Source organism: Cryobacterium sp. MDB1-18-1, assembly GCF_004402735.1.
GTDB lineage: Bacteria > Actinomycetota > Actinomycetes > Actinomycetales > Microbacteriaceae > Cryobacterium > Cryobacterium glucosi.
This window is the reverse complement of sequence record NZ_SOFR01000076.1, coordinates 17,713-32,984: the sequence shown is the minus strand read 5'-3', so window position 1 is coordinate 32,984 and position 15,272 is coordinate 17,713. Positions and strand designations below refer to the sequence as shown.

Here is a 15,272-nt window from a genome sequence, read left to right as displayed (position 1 = left end):
TACAGGCTCAGGATCGAGAGCTCGTTGAGATTCACGTGGTCAGCCTAATTCTGTTCGGTTGCCGGGACGGCTGATGTGGAGGATACCAGCAGTCGCCCGTGGCGGTCTGCGATGTCGGTCACGGCCGCTTCGAGGGCCGGGTCCTCGCCGCGGGCGAGTCCCGCGTACTCGAGGGTCAGCGATCCGTCTTCGCTCTCGATCGCCTTGACCCAGACTCGCCGCCGCGGCACGAACAGGCTCGTGAGCAGCCCGAGCAGGGCGAGGATCGCGAAGGACAGCACCCAGACCTGCGTCGGGTCGTGGTGGATGTCGAAGGACGCGAACCGCAGCACCGAGCCGGAGAAATCGTTCGCGGCGGCGCCGGGGTGCGCGTCGTTGAACGTGACGGAGCCGAGTCCGTTCGGCAGCTGCTGGGTCTCCCCCGGCTTGAGTTCGAGCGACTTCACGCCGGTCTTGCCACCGGTGAGCCGCGTCATCTTGTCGGTGTTGAGCGAGTAGACGGATGTCGGCACTCCCGCGTTCAACCCGAGGTCGCCAGAGTAGATATTCAGGGTGAGCATCGGGTATTCGAGGTCCGGGTACGACGAGTAGAAGGCGCCCGTCGAACTGGCGGCCTGCGTCGGGTAGAAGAAGCCGATCATGCCGAGCTGTTCGCTGAGGCCGTCCGGCACCTTGATCACGCCGAGCGAGGTGAGGTTCGCGTCCTGCGGCAGGAACGGCACCGCGTCGGTGAAGACGACGACCCCGTTGGGGTCCTTGACGGTGATCGAGGGCGCGTAGCCGTTGCCGAGCAGGTACACATCGGTGCCGCCGGTGCGCATCGGGGCGTTCACCTTGACGACGCCGGTCTGGAGGGCCTCGCCGCGGCGGGTGACGCTGACGGCAGCGGAGTAGTCGATCGCCTGGCCGTACGCCTTGAGGTTCTGGGTCTCGTAGGTGACGCTGAAGTCGTCGAGGGTGAGCTTGTACGGCTCGAGGCTCGAGTCGCTGAAGAACCGCCCCGGGCTGAACGAGTCGTAGGCGAGCAGGGTGTTCACGAAGGTCTGGCCCTCGACGAGCACCCGTTGGCCGCTGAACCCGAAGCCGCTGCCGAAGCCGACCGTGATCAGGATGCCGACGAGCGCGAAGTGGAACACGAGGTTTCCGGTCTCGCGCAGGTAGCCGCGCTCGGCCGACGCCGAGAATTCCCGCCCGCCGCGTGCCGGCGCGCTGTCGAACAGGGCGACGCGGTAGCCGCTCTTCTTCAGGAGCGAGCGGGCGGAGTCGACCGCCGCTGCGGCATCCGTGCCGGCAGGAGCCGTGCGTTCGGTGAAGCCGGCGAGCCGCATGAGCCGCGCTGGCGTGCGCGGCGGCTGGGCCCGGAGCGCCTGGAAGTGGTGCTTCGTGCGCGGGATCACGCAGCCGATCAGCGAGATGAACAGGAGGAGGTAGATCGCCGAGAACCAGGCGGAGGAGTAGACGTCGAAGGCCTGGATCTTGTCGAGCACGGGAGCCAGGTCGGGGTTGTCCGCGAAGTACTGGGTGACACCGTTCGGGTCTGAGCTGCGCTGCGGAACGAGCGAACCGGGCACGGCGGCGATCGCCAGCAGGAGCAGCAGGAACAGGGCGGTGCGCATGTTGGTGAGCTGGCGCCAGAACCAGCGCAGCCAGCCGACGAGGCCGAGCCTGGGCTGGATGACATCGTCGGACGCCGGGGCCGGCGCTGGGGAATCGTAGTGGTCAGATGGCCGGGACATAACTGCCGATCACTCCTTGCAGGTCGAGGAGCCAGGCATTCCAGACGCCGGTCACCATGAGGACGCCGATGACGACGAGGAGCACGCCCCCGAACAGATTGATCGCGCGGACGTGCCGTTTCAGGAACGACACTGCCCCTGTCGCCCAGTTGAGGCCGAGCGCGATGAGAAGGAACGGGATGCCGAGTCCGAGCGCATAGAACAGCGCGAGCAGGCCGCCCTGCCACGGGGAGCCCGTGGTGAGGCTGAGCGAGTTGATCGCCGTGAGCGTCGGACCGGTGCACGGGGTCCAGCCGACGGCGAAGACCGCGCCGAGCACGGGGGCGCCCGCAAGTCCCGCGCGCGGGCGCCAGCTCGTCTTGACCGTGCGCTGCAGGGCCGCGAACTGGCCGACGAAGACGAGCCCCAGCAGGATCACGACAACGCCGGCGATCCGGGTGACGAGGTCACGGTACTGGTTGAGCCAGAAGCCTGCCGCGCCGAAGACGACCCCGGTCAGCACGAAGACGAGGGTGAAGCCGAGCACGAAGAGCCCGACGCCGGCCAGGAGCCGGTTCCGGCCCCGCCGGTCGCCGCGACCGGCGGTCGACCGGCCGTCGGTGAATCCGCCGATGTATGCGAGGTAGCCGGGCACGAGCGGCAGGATGCACGGGGACGCGAAGGAGACGAGCCCCGCGAGTACCGCGATGGGAATCGCAAACAGGAGCTGGCCGCTGAAGACGATTTCGCCGAAGGGATTGTTCACGCCGCGGGGACCTCGGCGATCGCGTCGCGCACAATGGTCTCGAGGATCGAGGGTGTCGACAGGGCGCCGAGGATGCGCGCGGCGACCCGGCCGCTCTTGTCGAGCACGAGGGTGGTCGGCACCGCGTTCGGCGGGATGCTGCCGCTGAAGGCGAGCTGCATGGCCCCGCCGTCGACATCCATGATCGAGGGATAGGTGATGCCGTAGCTCTGGTTGAACGCGATCGCGTTCGCGGCCTGGTCGCGCACGTTCACGCCGAGCCATTCGGCTCCTTTGCCGGAGAACTCGGCGTTGAGCTTCTGGAGGTCAGGGGCCTCGACCCGGCACGGCGCACAACTCGCGTACCAGAAGTTGACCACGAGCACTTTTCCGGCGTAGTCGGTGTTCGACACGGTGGCGCCGGTCTCATCGACGCCGCTCCAGGTCACGGCGGCCCCGCGGTCGGCGGCCGGGATCTCCGTGACGCTGCCGTCGCCGGCGATGAAACCCTTGTTGCTTCCGGCGCGGTACTGGTCGGCGAGGGGGTCTGTCGAACAGCCGGTGAGGACGAGCGCGAGCGCGAGCAGCCCCGTCAGGCCGGCCAGGCCGGCAGCACGGCGCCGACGCGGGTGCGTTCCGTTCGCGGGACCGGCCTTCACACCGCTCCTACATCCGTGGCCCCGGCCTGCAGAGCGGCCGCCGGGTTCGCGTAGCTGATCTCCACGAGTCCCTCGCCCCGCCAGGACAGCGTGGTGATGCTCGACAGGGCGCAGCGTCGGCCGCGCGGGTCGTGCGGGAGCCGCTCGCCGGCGAGGGCGCGGTGCACCATCCAGATCGGCAGCTGGTGGCTGACAAGCACGACGTCGCCGTCGGTCACGGAGTTGTACGCCTCGTCGATGGCCGCGAGCATCCGTGCCGAGATCACCCGGTACGGTTCGCCCCAGCTCGGTCGCAGCGGGTTGAGCATGGCCGGCCAGTTGCGCGGGTCGCGCAGGGCGCCGTGCTCGCCCGACATCCGCTTGCCCTCGAATCTGTTGGTCGGCTCGATGATGCGCTCGTCGATCTCGACGGGCAGGCCGAAGGCCGCGGCGATGGGCGCCGCGGACTCGCGGGTGCGCTGCAAAGGGGAGGCGATGACCCGGCGCACCGGCCGGCCGCGTTCGACGAGGTCGACGGCAGCGGCGGTCGCCATGGCGGCGCCGAGGTCGGAAAGCCGGAATTCGGGCAGCCTGCCGTACAGCACGCGCTCAGGATTGAACACTTCACCGTGACGGACGAGATGGATCTGGCTGGCTACCACCCGCTCATTCTACGGAGGAGGTGCCCATGAATTAGCCGAGAGCCGGTGCCGCTAAACTTATCCGGTGACTTCGCGCGTATTGATCAAGAACCTGGCCGCCCTCTCTAACGGAACCGTGACGGTCTCGGGGTGGGTCGATACGGTCCGCGACCAGAAGAAGGTGCAGTTCGTCGTGCTGCGCGACGAGTCGGGTGCCGTGCAGCTCGTGAACCCCCGCACGACGGATGCTGACGGTGCCGTCGTCGCCGACGAGCCGGCCTCCACGATCTCCACGCTCGCCCAGGGCAGCTTCATCACCGTGACCGGTGAGCTCAAGCACGACGAACGGGTCAAGCTCGGCGGGATCGAGATCAAGCTCGCGACGCTTACGGTCGTCACCGCCGCCATCCCCGAGACGCCGATCGCCGCAGACTCAAGCCTCGACAAGCGCCTCGACTGGCGCTTCCTCGACCTGCGCCAGCCGAAGCAGAACCTGATCTTCCGCATCCAGACCACGTTCGAGCACGCACTCCGCACGTACTGGATCGAACACGACTTCATCGAGTTGCACACCCCGAAGCTGATGGCGAGCGCGAGCGAGTCCCGCGCCGAACTCTTCGAGGTCGAGTACTTCGACACCAAGGCCTACCTCGCGCAGAGCCCGCAGTTCTTCAAGCAGATGGCCCAGTCGGCCGGCTTCGGCAAGGTCTTCGAGGTCGGACCGGCGTTCCGCGCCGACCCGTCGTTCACGAGCCGTCACGCGACGGAGTTCACGAGCGTCGACGCGGAGATCAGCTGGATCGACAGCCACGAAGACGTCATGCAGCTGCACGAGGAACTCCTCGTCGCCGGCTTCACGGCCGTCAAGGCCAAGCACGGCGAAGAAGTCCTGGCCCTGTTCGGCGTCGAGGTGACGGTTCCCACCCAGCCCTTCCCGCGCATCCCCCTCGCCGAGGCCAAGGAGATCGTCAAGGGTCGCGGCTACGAGGTGCCGCGCGACGACGACGACATGGACCCGGAGGGCGAGCGCCAGATCGCCGCGTACGTGCTGGAGACCTACGGCCACGAGTTCGTGTTCCTGACCGACTACGCCGCGAGCATCCGCCCGTTCTACCACATGCGTCCGGAGAACGACCAGACCATCACCAACAGCTACGACCTGATCTTCAACGGCACCGAGATCTCGACCGGCGCGCAGCGTGAGCACCGCATCGACGTGCTCACCGCCCAGGCGATCGAGAAGGGCCTCGACCCGGAAGAGCTCGGCGGTTACCTCGACTTCTTCCGTTACGGCGTTCCCAGCCACGGCGGCTTCGGCATGGGCCTCGCCCGGGTGCTGATGCTGATGCTGCACCAGGCCAGCATCCGCGAGGTCACCTACCTGTTCCGCGGCCCGACCCGTCTCGAGCCGTAGGCCGCCGGGGTCCAAGCGGCACAACGAAACGCAGGAGCTCCGGCGCCCTGAGGCTCACACCGCCTCAGCAGCCCGGAGCTCCTGCGTTTCGGCGTTTCCGGCCGGCTCAGAACCGCACGGGTCAGAACTGGACGTCGACGGCTGCCTTCTCGGCGGCGACGGAGCGGATGAACGCCGCGGCGGCCTCGTGGGCCGGGTGCACCTGGTAGCGGGCGAGCGCGTCGAGGTCCTCATAGTCCGCGATCAGCACGACGTCCCAGTTGGGGTTCCCGACGACATCCGTGCCGACCTGCAGGGTGCGGATCTCTGGGACGACGCCGACGAGGGCCTCGAGGCGCTCGACGATGGCGGCCGCATCGGCCGCACGTGCGGCGGGCTCGGTCGCGGCGAGCCGCCACGACACCACGTGCCGGATCATTTCACGGCCAGAAGGGCCGTGCGGAGGCGGTCGGGATCGATCCGCCAGTAGTTGTGCACCGTGCCGTTGATCATCAGCACGGGGATGTCCTCCAGATACAGGTCGCTCAGGGCCGCGTCGTCGAGGATCGAACGCTCCTCGATGGCCATCTCGGGCGCTCCCGGCGTGCCGTCCAGGGTCCTGACGACACCCGTGACGAGCTCACGCGCATCGTCGCACAGGTGACATCCGGGTTTCCCGATCAGGGTGAGCAGTGCAGTAGCCATGCACCCAGCCTAAGCCGGGCACGGCATGGTGACCCAACTAGACTCCAAGGGAGATGTTCCAAGCCACTCCCCCGCGCGCCATCGCGTTCTTCGATGTCGACAACACCCTGATGCGAGGGGCCAGCCTCTATCATCTCGGCGTCGCCGCGTGGCGGGGCGGGATCATCACCCGCAGGGACATCACCTCCTTCGGCTGGAAGCAGGCCCGGTTCCTCGCGGTCGGCGAGAACCGCGATCACCTCTCCACGGTGCTGCTGCGTGCCCTCGAGGTCGCCGTGGGATTCGAACAGGCCGAGCTCATCCGCTTGAGTGAGGAGATCTTCGACACGAAGCTCACCCGCCGGCTCTGGCCGGAGACGGTCGCGGTGGCCAGACGGCACCTCGAGAACAGCCACGAGGTCTGGCTGCTCACCGCGAGCGTTCAGGAGGTCGCCGACGTCATCGCCGAGCGCCTCGGCTTCACGGGCGCGCTCGGAACCGTGCTCGAGGCGGACGACGGCATCTTCACGGGTCGGCTGACCGCCGGGGTCTGTCACGGCGCCCTGAAGTCCGAGGCGGCACGGGCACGCGCCGCGGCGAGCGGCGTCGACCTCGCCGACTGCTGGGCGTACTCGGACTCCCACAACGACATTCCGCTGCTCGACCTCGTCGGCCACCCGGTGGTGGTCAACCCGGACGCTGCGCTCGCGCGGTATGCGGCGGCGCGCGACTGGCCCGTGATGCGGATGAAGCGCGCGAGCATCCGCCGGGCGGCACGCGCGAACCGGGTCCGCACAAGCAAAAAGCGCTAGGCCCGGAAGGACCTAACGCTCACGCTTGGGGACGGGCTAAGCCGTCCTACTTCTTATTGCGACGCTGATGGCGGGTCTTACGAAGCAGCTTGCGGTGCTTCTTCTTCGCCATACGCTTGCGTCGCTTCTTAATTACAGAACCCACACGGACCTCACAAGATTTGATTTCGCCGCGAGATTCGCGACAGACACGAAAGTGCCAGTCTAGCGGATAAGCGCGACGCTCGACGCTCGGTCGGCGGTTGCCGGTCGAGTACTGCTGGTTGTTCTATTCGTTCTTCCGCCATTTGCGCGGTTTAACGTCTTTGACCGCATGCGCGACCTGGAATGAGGTATCGGCGAAGACCTTGCCGATCGCGGTCGCGAACGCCCGCTGTTCTTCCTTGAGGCCCTCGGCCTCTTCGGCTTCCTCCTCCGTTGCGGCATCAAAATCGACGCTCAGGAATGGGATCAGCCAGTCTTCGATCTCCTCCAGGGGGGCATAGTCGAGATGGTAATAACGGTGCTGCCCTGCTTCACGTACGCCGACGAGTCCCGCCTCGCGCAACACCTTGAGGTGCTTGGAGACCGTCGGCTGGCTGAGGCCGAGTTGCACGACGATGTCAGACACGCTGAGCTCGCCGCCGACCGCCCCGGACTGGTTGTATCGCTCGAGGAGAATGCGTAATATTTCGCGTCGAGTCGAGTCCGCCACCACGCCGAAGATGTCTGCCATACCTTTAGGCTAGTCATTCCCACGAAGGGATACTACGGAAGGGCCCGCAACGGCTGTCCGGGACAGGGTCAGTCGGTGGGGGCGGCGAGTTCGCGCGCCCGGGCGAGTGCGGCATCCGTCGCCCGGTCGAAGAGCTCCTTGAGGCCGCCCTTCTCGAGTTCCCAGACCGCGCGCTCGGTGGTGCCGTGCGGGCTCGTGACCTGGCGGCGCAGTTCGCCCGGCGACAGCGGGCTTGCTGCGAGGAGGGTGCTCGCACCGAGGAAGGTGCCGTTGACGAGGATCGCGGCCTCCTCCGCCGTGAAGCCCTTGTCGATGGCGGTGCGGGTGAACTCCTCGATCAGGTAGAACACGTATGCCGGGCCGGAGCCGCTGATCGTGCTCAGGGCGTCGAGCTTGTCCTCCGGGACGACGAGCACCGAACCGACGGTGCCGAACAGGGCCCTGGCCAGGTCGAGGTCGGCCGCCGTGGAACGGCTGCCTGCGCTCAGGCCGGTCACGGCCTTGCCGACGAGGGCAGGGGTGTTGGGCATTGATCGGATCACGGCGACGGATGCCGGCAGCAGCGCCTCGAATGTGGCGATCGTCACGCCGGCCGCGACGCTCACCACGAGGGTGCCCGGCGCGAGGGACGACGCGATCTCGCGGAGCAGGTCTGGCACCATCGCCGGCTTCACGGCGACGACGACGATGCGCGCCCCGGTGACCGCTGTGCGGTTGGCGTCCGGATCGAGCGCGGTCGCCCAGGCGGTGACCCCGGGCAGGTCGTGCAGCTCTGCCGCCTTCTCCGCGGTGCGGTTGGTGGCCCGGATGCCGCCCTCGACCGTCACGGCGGGGGTCAGCAGCCCGGTCAGGACGGCGCGCGCCATCGATCCGGCTCCGAGGAACGCGATGGTGGGCAGGACGGTGGGGGGCACCGCGGTGGCGGCAGTCTCGGTCATGCAGCCAGTCTACTTTTCGGGGCGTTTCGCAGCGTCGGGGGCCTCCTAGAATTGCTGCATGAGCGCATCTTCGGGGAACAAGGCCATCATCGCTGCACTCGGTGCGAACCTGGGCATCGCCGCGACAAAACTCATCGCCTGGGCGTTCTCCGGTTCGTCCTCGATGCTCGCGGAGGGCGTGCACTCCCTCGCAGACTCCGGCAACCAGCTCCTGTTGCTGCTCGGAGCCCGTAAGTCGCGGAAGGACGCCGACACGGAGCATCCGTTCGGCTACGGGCGCGAACGCTACGTCTACGCCTTCGTCGTCTCGATCATCCTGTTCTCCATCGGCGGCGTCTTCTCGCTCTATGAAGGGGTGCAGAAGCTGCAGGACCCGCACCACCTCGACGTGCCGTGGCTGCCGATCCTCGTGCTGCTCGTGGCGATGGGCCTCGAGTCGTTCTCCCTGCGCACCGCGATCAAGGAGTCGAACCACACCAGGGGCGGGGAGACCTGGGTGCAGTTCATCCGCCACGCCAAGGCCCCCGAGCTGCCCGTCGTACTGCTCGAAGACGTCGCGGCGCTCAGCGGCCTCGTGCTCGCATTCCTCGGCGTCGGCCTGACCATCGTCACCGGCGACCCGATGTGGGATGCGATCGGGACCATCTGCATCGGTGTGCTCCTCGTGCTCGTCGCGATCGTGCTCGGCATCGAGACGAAGAGCCTCCTCGTCGGCGAGGGCGCCCGACCCACCGACACGGCGACGATCCAGCGCGCGATCCTGAACGGCCCGGAGACACAGCGCATCATCCACATGAAGACGCTCTACCTCGGGCCGGACGAACTGCTCGTGGCCGCGAAGCTCGCGTTCGACGCCGAGCTGCGCTTCTCGGATGTCGCGGCGTCGATCGACGTGATCGAGGAACGCGTGCGGGCGGCGATGCCGAGCGCCCGCGCGATCTATCTCGAGCCCGACGTGTTCCACGACCCGAACCAGCACGGCCCGCTCACCGACACCATCATCATCCGGGGCCGGGAATGAGCGCAGTGCCTGCCGCGCCGGCGACGGATGCCGCACCGGTCGCTGGGACGCGGACGGCACTCGTGCTGCGCCACGACGCCACCATCCATCTCGGCAACCTCGAGCCCGTGCTCCACGAGCACGGCTATTCCGTGACCTACGTCGAGATCCTCAGCGACGACCTCAGCACGATCGACCCCACCTCCGCCGACCTCGTCGTCGTGCTCGGCGGGGAGATGGGCGCGTATGAGATCGACCGGTTCCCGGCGCTCGCCAGGGAGATCACGATCCTGCAGGACCGGCTCGCCGCCGAGCGCCCGGTGTTCGGCGTGTGCCTCGGCGCGCAGCTGATGGCCAACGCGCTCGGCGCCAGGGTCTACCCCGGGCCGACCAACGAAATCGGCTTCCGCACGGTCGAACCGACGAGCCTCGGCGCCACAGGGCCGCTCCGCCACGTGGCCGGCGTCCCGGTGTTGCAGTGGCACAGCGACACCTTCGACCTTCCGGAGGGCGTGACACGCCTGGCCGGTTCGCCGCAGTACGGCAACGAGGCGTTCGGTATCGGCGACTGGGCGCTCGCGGTGCAGTTCCACCCCGAAGTGACACCGGCCATGCACGAGGTCTGGCTGCGCGCTTCCGCCGCGGAGGTCACCGCGGCCGGCCTCGACCCGGAAACGCTGCGCGCCGAGCGCGACCTCTACGCCGGGACGATGCAGGATGCGTCCCGCGCGCTGTTCAGCGAATGGCTCGACGGGCTGGATCGCTGAAGAACTCCCGGAGGAGGGCGCCGCACTCCTCGGCGTCGACCTCCGCGTAGACCTCGGCACGATGGTTGAGCCTGCGGTCGCGCAGCACGTCGTACACGGAGCCCGCTGCTCCCGCCTTCTCGTCCCAGGCGCCGAAGACGACGACCGGGATCCGCGCGGCCAGGATCGCGCCGGCGCACATCACGCAGGGCTCGAGCGTGACCACCAGAGTGCAGCCGGTGAGGTGCCAGTCGCCGAGAGCGGCGGCCGCGGCCCGGATGGCGACGATCTCGGCGTGACCGGTCGGGTCCTGCCGTGCCTCCCTGTCATTGCGGCCGTGGCCGACGACGACACCGGAGGCATCGATCACGACCGCGCCGACCGGGACGTCACCCGTCTCGAGGGCCGCGCGGGCCTCCCGGAGGGCAAGCCGCATCCATTCGCGGTGCTCGCGAGCCTGCTCGCCCATCCGGATACCTCCCCCAGCTAGTAGATTGAGCCTATGCGAGTCCATGTAGCCGACCATCCGCTCATCACCCATAAACTGACGGTTCTGCGGGACAAACGCACCTCCTCACCGCTCTTCCGCTCCCTCGTGGAGGAGCTGATGACGCTCCTCGCCTACGAGGGAACCCGCGGGGTGCGGGTCGAAGACATTACCGTCGAAACCCCGGTCGGGCTGGCCCACGGGGTGCAGATCAGCGACCCGAAGCCGCTCGTCGTGCCGATCCTGCGCGCCGGCCTCGGCATGCTCGAGGGCATGGTCAAGCTGCTGCCGACCGCAGAGGTCGGCTTCCTCGGAATGGCCCGCAACGAGGAAACCCTCCAGCCGACCACGTACGCCGAGCGCCTGCCCGACGACCTCTCCGACCGCCAGTGCTTCGTGCTCGACCCGATGCTCGCCACCGGAGGCTCGCTGATCGCGGCCATCAAGTTCCTCTTCGACCGCGGCGCCGTCGACGTCACCGCCATCTGCATCCTGGCGGCGCCAGAGGGTCTCGCCGCCGTCGAGGCGGCGTTCCCCGGTCGTGAGGTGTCGATCATTCTCGGCGCCGTCGACGAACGCCTCAACGAGCTCGGCTACATCGTTCCCGGACTCGGCGACGCCGGCGACCGTCTGTACGGACTCGTCTAGGGCACAGTCCACCCGTTCCGCCGGTTGCGACCACGCCGGCGGAACACGCAGGTCCTGCGACACACGGGCGTCGCAGCGCAGTACTTTCACGAATCTTTGATGAAGTGCCTTTCCATCGAGGAACATGTGATGAAGTGCCCATCGAGCACGGATCCTCCCGTTCGACCCGACCGGGGCGAACGTGATGCAGCAGGTTTCCTGGCTTCCTGCGTCACAAAGTTGACACACGCCGTAACAGTGGGCTTTACTCACAGTTATGACAACCCCTCACCGCCCCCTGACCTCCCTCGAGGCCCTTGGGAATGCCGGCATGATGATGCCCGGCAAGCGCGCCGAGTGTTGCCGAATGTGCCGCTGAATCGCGACATCATCGCCGAGTTCCCCTCTCGCCTCCGAACCCCGCGCAGTAGCACCCCGTGCCTCTGCACTGAGCGGTTCTGAGTCAGTCGGTTGAACTCCCGGAGCCTTTCGTACGCTCCGCACCCGGTCGCAACGGCCATTGTCGAACCCACAACCGCGCAGAACGCCGGGTTCACCCCAGCATCATCATTCCCAAGGACTCCTGCCATGTCGCTCGCACACATTGACACCGCCCGCTCCATCCACAACGCCCGCCCGGCACTCGCCCTTGCGCCTGCCCCCGCTGCTCTCCGCATCCGCGCCGTGCCGGAGGGCACAGAGGCCCGCGGCTTCGTCCTCTACGTCGGCATCGACGAGGCCAAGGCCGCCGCGGCCGGCACCTCGCTGCACCGCATCGTCGAGGCGCTCAAGGCCCTCACCGAGGAACTCGCCCCGAACGCGGAAACCCACGCCGCCGTGGCGCTCGCGCCGGCAGGTGCCGGCGGTCGCGACGTGGACGTCGTGCGCCTCGCCCTCCAGGACCCCGCCGCCCTGGCCCGCCACCGCACGGTGGCCGACCCGGACCGCGCCGCCGGCGGCGTCGTCGTGGACATCTCCCGCAAGCGCGTGGTGCTCGACAACGAGACCGCGGCGCTGACCTACAAGGAATTCGAACTCCTGCAGTACCTCGTGCTGCGTGAGGGCCGCACCATCGAGCGTGCCGAACTCATCGAAAAGCTCTGGGACGCCGCGGATGAGGACGACGCACCCAACGAGCGCACCATCGACGTGCACGTGCGACGCCTGCGCGCCAAGCTCGGCCGTTACGAAGACATCGTGCGCACGGTGCGTGGCGTCGGCTACCGCTTCGACCGTCACGCGGATGTCTCCATCCGCCAGTCGACGACGCCGAGCCCCGACATCTTCTAGGCCTTCTCCCCGGCCGTGCGCGATGCGCGACGAGCGGCGGGTTCATGACGCGGACGGGCCGTTAACGTGATTGAGGGCCGGTCGTAGAGGCTTAACGACCGACCCTCTTCCCTTGCACCAAGAGTGTCCTGCAATCACATTTCGCGTCTTCCGCCACAGCAAACGGTTGACGCACAACGAATATATAACGAACCGGTAACGGAAAGCTAGCTGTGCGGCTGTATTCTTTCTGCGAATTCGCCAAGAGGCGTGCAGCGAGGGTTGGCGTAGATTCTCTAGTCTGGGAAGACACGACTGAGGAGGACCGGTGACGGATCGAGCGGCCGCAGTATCCGCCTGGGAGTCGCTCTTCCGCGCGCAGGTGGCGATCATGCGCAGCCTCGCGAGCGATTTCCCGTCCCGCGAGATCTCCTTCAACGAGTACGACGTGCTCTTCAACCTCTCGAGGGAGCCGGACCGGCGCATCCGCTTGCGTGACCTGAACCAGCACGTGCTGCTCACCCAGCCGAGCGTGAGTCGCCTGATCGATCGCCTGGCCTCGCGCGGGTATATCCGCAAACTCACCGACCCGAACGACGGGCGCGGCGCGATCGTCGAGCTGACGGATGCCGGGTACGCGTTGTTCCGCAGTGTCGCAGTCGACCACATGGGGTCGATCTCGGCCCGCTTCGGCGATGCCCTCTCCAACGAAGAGCTCGAGCAGCTCACATCCCTGTGCGACCGGCTCCGGATCGGGCCGGCGGGTTGCCCGCCGCCGGAGGACCTGCCCTGTTGAGAACCGCCGCCCCGGCGTAGCGTGAGCCGCAGGAGGTTCGTGACCATGCACGCAATCATCGGCGACAGGATCATCATTCGCGGCCGGACGGTCGAGACACCGGACAAGCACGGGGAGATCATCGAGGTCCGCGGGCCAGACGGCGAACCGCCGTACCTCGTCCGCTTCGGCGAGGGCCACCAGAGCGTCGTCTACCCGGGCGCGGACTTCGTCGTCGAGCGCTCCGACACGGACTGAGACCGCTGAGAACCGTCGGCCGGCGCGCCTGCACCCGGGACGCGGCATACGTTTCGGTTTGGATACATACTTCGTCACATCCGTCTAGGGGGTACCACGGCCGGTTTCGAGAGCTACCGTTGAAGTACACGTTACAAACCGTGGCGGGTAAGAGGATTAGGGGACCCAACCATGCTGATCACGTGTCCGTTCTGTCATTCGCCGGCGCAGCTCACGCCGAACGCCGCGCACGCGAAGCAGGTCACCCTGCCGCTCTACGTGCTCAAGTGCTCGGGCTGCGAACGCACGAGTGTGCGGATCGAGCCGATTCGCAAGCAGCACCTCACGGTCGGGGCGCACTGACCCGGCACCGGGTGTTCGAAGGAACAGGGTCCGGGGTTCGGAGCGCACCCGAAGCGCAGTGAGCCTCCGGGAACGCCCCTGTGTCGTACGCAGTCCCTAGGCTGTCAGGGTGGGCACAGCGACGGGACCTGACAACGCACCGGGGGCGGCGGACTGCTCGAGCCGGTGGAAGCCCGCCCATCCGACGGATGTCGGGCTCACTCTCTCCCGCTTGCGCCGGGGCCGGACAGACCCCACCTTCCAGGTGAGCCTGGACGGTGCCGTGTGGCGCACGACGCTCACCCGATCGGGACCCGCGACCCTGCGCCTGACCCAGTCCGGCCTGACCGAGCTTCGCTGCGAGGCGTGGGGCGAGGGCGCGAGGGAGGCCGTCGAGGGCGCACCGGAGCTTCTCGGGGAGCGCGACGATCCCTCGGGGTTCGAGGCGCAGCATCCGCTCGTGCGGGATGCGCACCGGCGCTGGCCCGGCCTGCGGATCCCCCGCACCGGGCGGGTCATCGAATCGCTCATTCCCGCGATCCTCGAACAGAAGGTCATCAGCCTGCAGGCGACGGCCTCGTTCCGCACCCTCGTCCGCGCGCACGGGACACCTGCTCCCGGCCCGGCACCTGCCGGAATGCGCGTGCCGCCTTCGGCACGGGCCTGGCAGCTCATTCCCTCGTGGGAGTGGCATCGGGCCGGTGTCGACCCGCAGCGGTCCCGCACGGTGATGGTCTGCCTCGCCGTGACGCGGCAGCTGGAAGCGGCGAGCGACCTGTCGGCGGCCGAGGCGAGCGCGCGGCTGCGGGCGGTGCCGGGGATCGGCGAGTGGACGGCGGCGGAAGTCGCCCAGCGGGCGTTCGGCGACGCCGATGCGCTCTCGGTCGGGGACTACCACCTCGCCGGGGCGATCGGCCATACCCTGTTCGACGCGGACTTCGACGACGCGCTCATGGTCTCCGCGATGCGCATCTGGCAGCCGCATCGCTACCGGGTCGTCCGCCTGCTGGAGGCCTCGGGGAGCCTAGGCAAGCCCCGGCACGGGCCCCGGCTCGCCTTCGTCGACCACAGGGGTCACTGAGGCGGACTCGGACTGTGTCGGTGCGGGCGTTGGACTCGCGTCGGGCTCCGCGGGCGCCAAAGGCGCCGCGGGCACGGTGACCGCTGCCGGCACTGGTCCTGCCGAGGGTGCTTTCCGCCTGCCGCAGACGAAGTAGGCGATCGGCCCGATGAAGTTCAGTCCGATGATGGCGGCCCACAGGAGCTTGGGTCCGTTGACGAGTGCGGCGGGCCGCTTCACAAGGTCTGCCCATGCTGTCGCGGCGAGTGCCAGCTGCACCGACCCGGCGACGAGGACCCCGGTCTGCTCCCGGGGGCTGAGGTCGCTCCAGGCCCGTTTCCGTGCCGATCGCTTCGCGATGTTCTTCCTGGCCTGTGTCATGAGATTCTCCCCGTTGGCACCCTCTGCGGCAGCCGACGAGCACAGCGTACGCCCGGTCCACCGGCCC

21 protein-coding genes are annotated in these 15,272 nt (G+C 68.0%); 10 read left to right on the top strand and 11 right to left on the bottom strand.

Annotated elements, in window-relative coordinates:
* Nucleotides 1-44: 44 nt before the first annotated feature.
* The 4 genes from E3O50_RS17720 to E3O50_RS17705 are packed head-to-tail and all read right to left on the bottom strand — an operon-like array spanning nucleotide 45 to nucleotide 3,760.
* The gene (locus tag E3O50_RS17720) at nucleotides 45-1,736 is read right to left on the bottom strand and encodes a cytochrome c biogenesis protein ResB (protein WP_134448783.1); all 1,692 of its coding nucleotides are present in this window, start codon (nucleotides 1,734-1,736) and stop codon (nucleotides 45-47) included.
* The gene (locus E3O50_RS17715) at nucleotides 1,720-2,481 is read right to left on the bottom strand and encodes a cytochrome c biogenesis protein CcdA (RefSeq protein ID WP_134448782.1); all 762 of its coding nucleotides are present in this window, start codon (nucleotides 2,479-2,481) and stop codon (nucleotides 1,720-1,722) included. The genes E3O50_RS17720 and E3O50_RS17715 overlap by 17 nt, the downstream gene beginning before the upstream one ends.
* A complete protein-coding gene (locus E3O50_RS17710; protein WP_241975295.1) occupies nucleotides 2,478-3,119 on the bottom strand; it encodes a TlpA disulfide reductase family protein in 642 nt (213 codons plus the stop codon). Before E3O50_RS17710 ends, E3O50_RS17715 begins: the two co-directional genes overlap by 4 nt.
* Nucleotides 3,116-3,760, bottom strand: a complete 645-nt coding sequence (locus tag E3O50_RS17705) for a histidine phosphatase family protein (RefSeq protein ID WP_134448781.1) — start codon at nucleotides 3,758-3,760, stop codon at nucleotides 3,116-3,118. Before E3O50_RS17705 ends, E3O50_RS17710 begins: the two co-directional genes overlap by 4 nt.
* Before the next feature lie 64 nt (nucleotides 3,761-3,824).
* On the opposite strand from E3O50_RS17705, the gene aspS reads away from it, so the two are divergent.
* A complete protein-coding gene (gene aspS / locus E3O50_RS17700; protein ID WP_198413453.1) occupies nucleotides 3,825-5,153 on the top strand; it encodes an aspartate--tRNA(Asn) ligase in 1,329 nt (442 codons plus the stop codon).
* A gap of 121 nt (nucleotides 5,154-5,274) precedes the next feature.
* Here aspS and E3O50_RS17695 read toward each other — a convergent pair whose 3' ends face one another.
* Both E3O50_RS17695 and E3O50_RS17690 read right to left on the bottom strand, forming a co-directional pair.
* Nucleotides 5,275-5,571: a Dabb family protein gene (locus E3O50_RS17695; RefSeq protein WP_134448780.1), complete on the bottom strand. Its 297-nt coding sequence runs from the start codon at nucleotides 5,569-5,571 to the stop codon at nucleotides 5,275-5,277.
* On the bottom strand, nucleotides 5,568-5,837 hold the full coding sequence (locus E3O50_RS17690) for a glutaredoxin family protein (RefSeq protein WP_134448779.1): 270 nt from the start codon (nucleotides 5,835-5,837) through the stop codon (nucleotides 5,568-5,570). Before E3O50_RS17690 ends, E3O50_RS17695 begins: the two co-directional genes overlap by 4 nt.
* Before the next feature lie 53 nt (nucleotides 5,838-5,890).
* Between E3O50_RS17690 and E3O50_RS17685 the strand changes: the two genes are divergently transcribed.
* On the top strand, nucleotides 5,891-6,628 hold the full coding sequence (locus E3O50_RS17685; protein WP_134448778.1) for an HAD family hydrolase: 738 nt from the start codon (nucleotides 5,891-5,893) through the stop codon (nucleotides 6,626-6,628).
* A 46-nt stretch (nucleotides 6,629-6,674) separates the two neighbouring features.
* On the opposite strand, the gene E3O50_RS17680 is transcribed toward E3O50_RS17685, so the two are convergent.
* The 3 genes from E3O50_RS17680 to proC all read right to left on the bottom strand — a co-directional run bounded on the left by E3O50_RS17680 (nucleotide 6,675) and on the right by proC (nucleotide 8,281).
* Nucleotides 6,675-6,773: an AURKAIP1/COX24 domain-containing protein gene (locus E3O50_RS17680; protein WP_003792170.1), complete on the bottom strand. Its 99-nt coding sequence runs from the start codon at nucleotides 6,771-6,773 to the stop codon at nucleotides 6,675-6,677.
* A gap of 123 nt (nucleotides 6,774-6,896) precedes the next feature.
* Nucleotides 6,897-7,343: a metalloregulator ArsR/SmtB family transcription factor gene (locus E3O50_RS17675; protein ID WP_134558651.1), complete on the bottom strand. Its 447-nt coding sequence runs from the start codon at nucleotides 7,341-7,343 to the stop codon at nucleotides 6,897-6,899.
* A 68-nt stretch (nucleotides 7,344-7,411) separates the two neighbouring features.
* Complete coding sequence (gene proC, locus E3O50_RS17670; RefSeq protein ID WP_134558650.1) at nucleotides 7,412-8,281, bottom strand: pyrroline-5-carboxylate reductase; 870 nt, start codon at nucleotides 8,279-8,281, stop codon at nucleotides 7,412-7,414.
* A gap of 58 nt (nucleotides 8,282-8,339) precedes the next feature.
* Between proC and E3O50_RS17665 the strand changes: the two genes are divergently transcribed.
* Together E3O50_RS17665 and E3O50_RS17660 are read left to right on the top strand one after the other, a co-directional pair.
* Nucleotides 8,340-9,302, top strand: coding sequence for a cation diffusion facilitator family transporter (locus tag E3O50_RS17665; RefSeq protein ID WP_134558649.1), 963 nt, complete (start codon nucleotides 8,340-8,342; stop codon nucleotides 9,300-9,302).
* Nucleotides 9,299-10,048: a glutamine amidotransferase gene (locus E3O50_RS17660; RefSeq protein ID WP_134448774.1), complete on the top strand. Its 750-nt coding sequence runs from the start codon at nucleotides 9,299-9,301 to the stop codon at nucleotides 10,046-10,048. The genes E3O50_RS17665 and E3O50_RS17660 overlap by 4 nt, the downstream gene beginning before the upstream one ends.
* Here E3O50_RS17660 and tadA read toward each other — a convergent pair.
* Nucleotides 10,017-10,496 carry a tRNA adenosine(34) deaminase TadA gene (gene tadA / locus E3O50_RS17655; protein ID WP_206750881.1) on the bottom strand — a complete coding sequence of 160 codons (480 nt, stop codon included), beginning with the start codon at nucleotides 10,494-10,496 and terminating at the stop codon, nucleotides 10,017-10,019. The two genes, E3O50_RS17660 and tadA, sit on opposite strands and share 32 nt — an antisense overlap.
* 33 nt (nucleotides 10,497-10,529) lie before the next feature.
* On the opposite strand from tadA, the gene upp reads away from it, so the two are divergent.
* The 6 genes from upp to E3O50_RS17630 all read left to right on the top strand — a co-directional run bounded on the left by upp (nucleotide 10,530) and on the right by E3O50_RS17630 (nucleotide 14,845).
* Nucleotides 10,530-11,162, top strand: coding sequence for a uracil phosphoribosyltransferase (upp, locus tag E3O50_RS17650; protein WP_134448773.1), 633 nt, complete (start codon nucleotides 10,530-10,532; stop codon nucleotides 11,160-11,162).
* Nucleotides 11,163-11,729: 567 nt separating this feature from the next.
* On the top strand, nucleotides 11,730-12,431 hold the full coding sequence (locus tag E3O50_RS17645) for a winged helix-turn-helix domain-containing protein (protein ID WP_134558648.1): 702 nt from the start codon (nucleotides 11,730-11,732) through the stop codon (nucleotides 12,429-12,431).
* Nucleotides 12,432-12,738: 307 nt separating this feature from the next.
* Nucleotides 12,739-13,206, top strand: a complete 468-nt coding sequence (locus E3O50_RS17640) for a MarR family transcriptional regulator (RefSeq protein WP_241975294.1) — start codon at nucleotides 12,739-12,741, stop codon at nucleotides 13,204-13,206.
* Nucleotides 13,207-13,251: 45 nt separating this feature from the next.
* Complete coding sequence (locus tag E3O50_RS17635) at nucleotides 13,252-13,443, top strand: DUF1918 domain-containing protein (RefSeq protein WP_134558673.1); 192 nt, start codon at nucleotides 13,252-13,254, stop codon at nucleotides 13,441-13,443.
* 171 nt (nucleotides 13,444-13,614) lie between these two features.
* Nucleotides 13,615-13,785, top strand: a complete 171-nt coding sequence (locus E3O50_RS19260) for a hypothetical protein (RefSeq protein WP_166788304.1) — start codon at nucleotides 13,615-13,617, stop codon at nucleotides 13,783-13,785.
* 109 nt (nucleotides 13,786-13,894) lie between these two features.
* Nucleotides 13,895-14,845 (top strand): DNA-3-methyladenine glycosylase, encoded by a 951-nt coding sequence (locus E3O50_RS17630; protein WP_134558647.1) that lies wholly within the window; start codon nucleotides 13,895-13,897, stop codon nucleotides 14,843-14,845.
* On the opposite strand, the gene E3O50_RS17625 is transcribed toward E3O50_RS17630, so the two are convergent.
* The gene (locus E3O50_RS17625; protein ID WP_134558646.1) at nucleotides 14,789-15,205 is read right to left on the bottom strand and encodes a PLD nuclease N-terminal domain-containing protein; all 417 of its coding nucleotides are present in this window, start codon (nucleotides 15,203-15,205) and stop codon (nucleotides 14,789-14,791) included. The genes E3O50_RS17630 and E3O50_RS17625 overlap by 57 nt on opposite strands.
* Between the last annotated feature and the right edge of the window lie 67 nt (nucleotides 15,206-15,272).

Coding starts and splice junctions, on each gene's coding strand:
- E3O50_RS17720 (WP_134448783.1), bottom strand. CDS start 1,736: ATGTCCCGGCCATCTGACCACTACGATTCCCCAGCGCCGGCCCCGGCG.
- E3O50_RS17695 (WP_134448780.1), bottom strand. CDS start 5,571: ATGATCCGGCACGTGGTGTCGTGGCGGCTCGCCGCGACCGAGCCCGCC.
- E3O50_RS17690 (WP_134448779.1), bottom strand. CDS start 5,837: ATGGCTACTGCACTGCTCACCCTGATCGGGAAACCCGGATGTCACCTG.
- E3O50_RS17685 (WP_134448778.1), top strand. CDS start 5,891: ATGTTCCAAGCCACTCCCCCGCGCGCCATCGCGTTCTTCGATGTCGAC.
- E3O50_RS17675 (WP_134558651.1), bottom strand. CDS start 7,343: ATGGCAGACATCTTCGGCGTGGTGGCGGACTCGACTCGACGCGAAATA.
- proC (WP_134558650.1), bottom strand. CDS start 8,281: ATGACCGAGACTGCCGCCACCGCGGTGCCCCCCACCGTCCTGCCCACC.
- E3O50_RS17665 (WP_134558649.1), top strand. CDS start 8,340: ATGAGCGCATCTTCGGGGAACAAGGCCATCATCGCTGCACTCGGTGCG.
- E3O50_RS17660 (WP_134448774.1), top strand. CDS start 9,299: ATGAGCGCAGTGCCTGCCGCGCCGGCGACGGATGCCGCACCGGTCGCT.
- tadA (WP_206750881.1), bottom strand. CDS start 10,496: ATGGGCGAGCAGGCTCGCGAGCACCGCGAATGGATGCGGCTTGCCCTC.
- upp (WP_134448773.1), top strand. CDS start 10,530: ATGCGAGTCCATGTAGCCGACCATCCGCTCATCACCCATAAACTGACG.
- E3O50_RS17645 (WP_134558648.1), top strand. CDS start 11,730: ATGTCGCTCGCACACATTGACACCGCCCGCTCCATCCACAACGCCCGC.
- E3O50_RS17635 (WP_134558673.1), top strand. CDS start 13,252: ATGCACGCAATCATCGGCGACAGGATCATCATTCGCGGCCGGACGGTC.
- E3O50_RS19260 (WP_166788304.1), top strand. CDS start 13,615: ATGCTGATCACGTGTCCGTTCTGTCATTCGCCGGCGCAGCTCACGCCG.
- E3O50_RS17625 (WP_134558646.1), bottom strand. CDS start 15,205: ATGACACAGGCCAGGAAGAACATCGCGAAGCGATCGGCACGGAAACGG.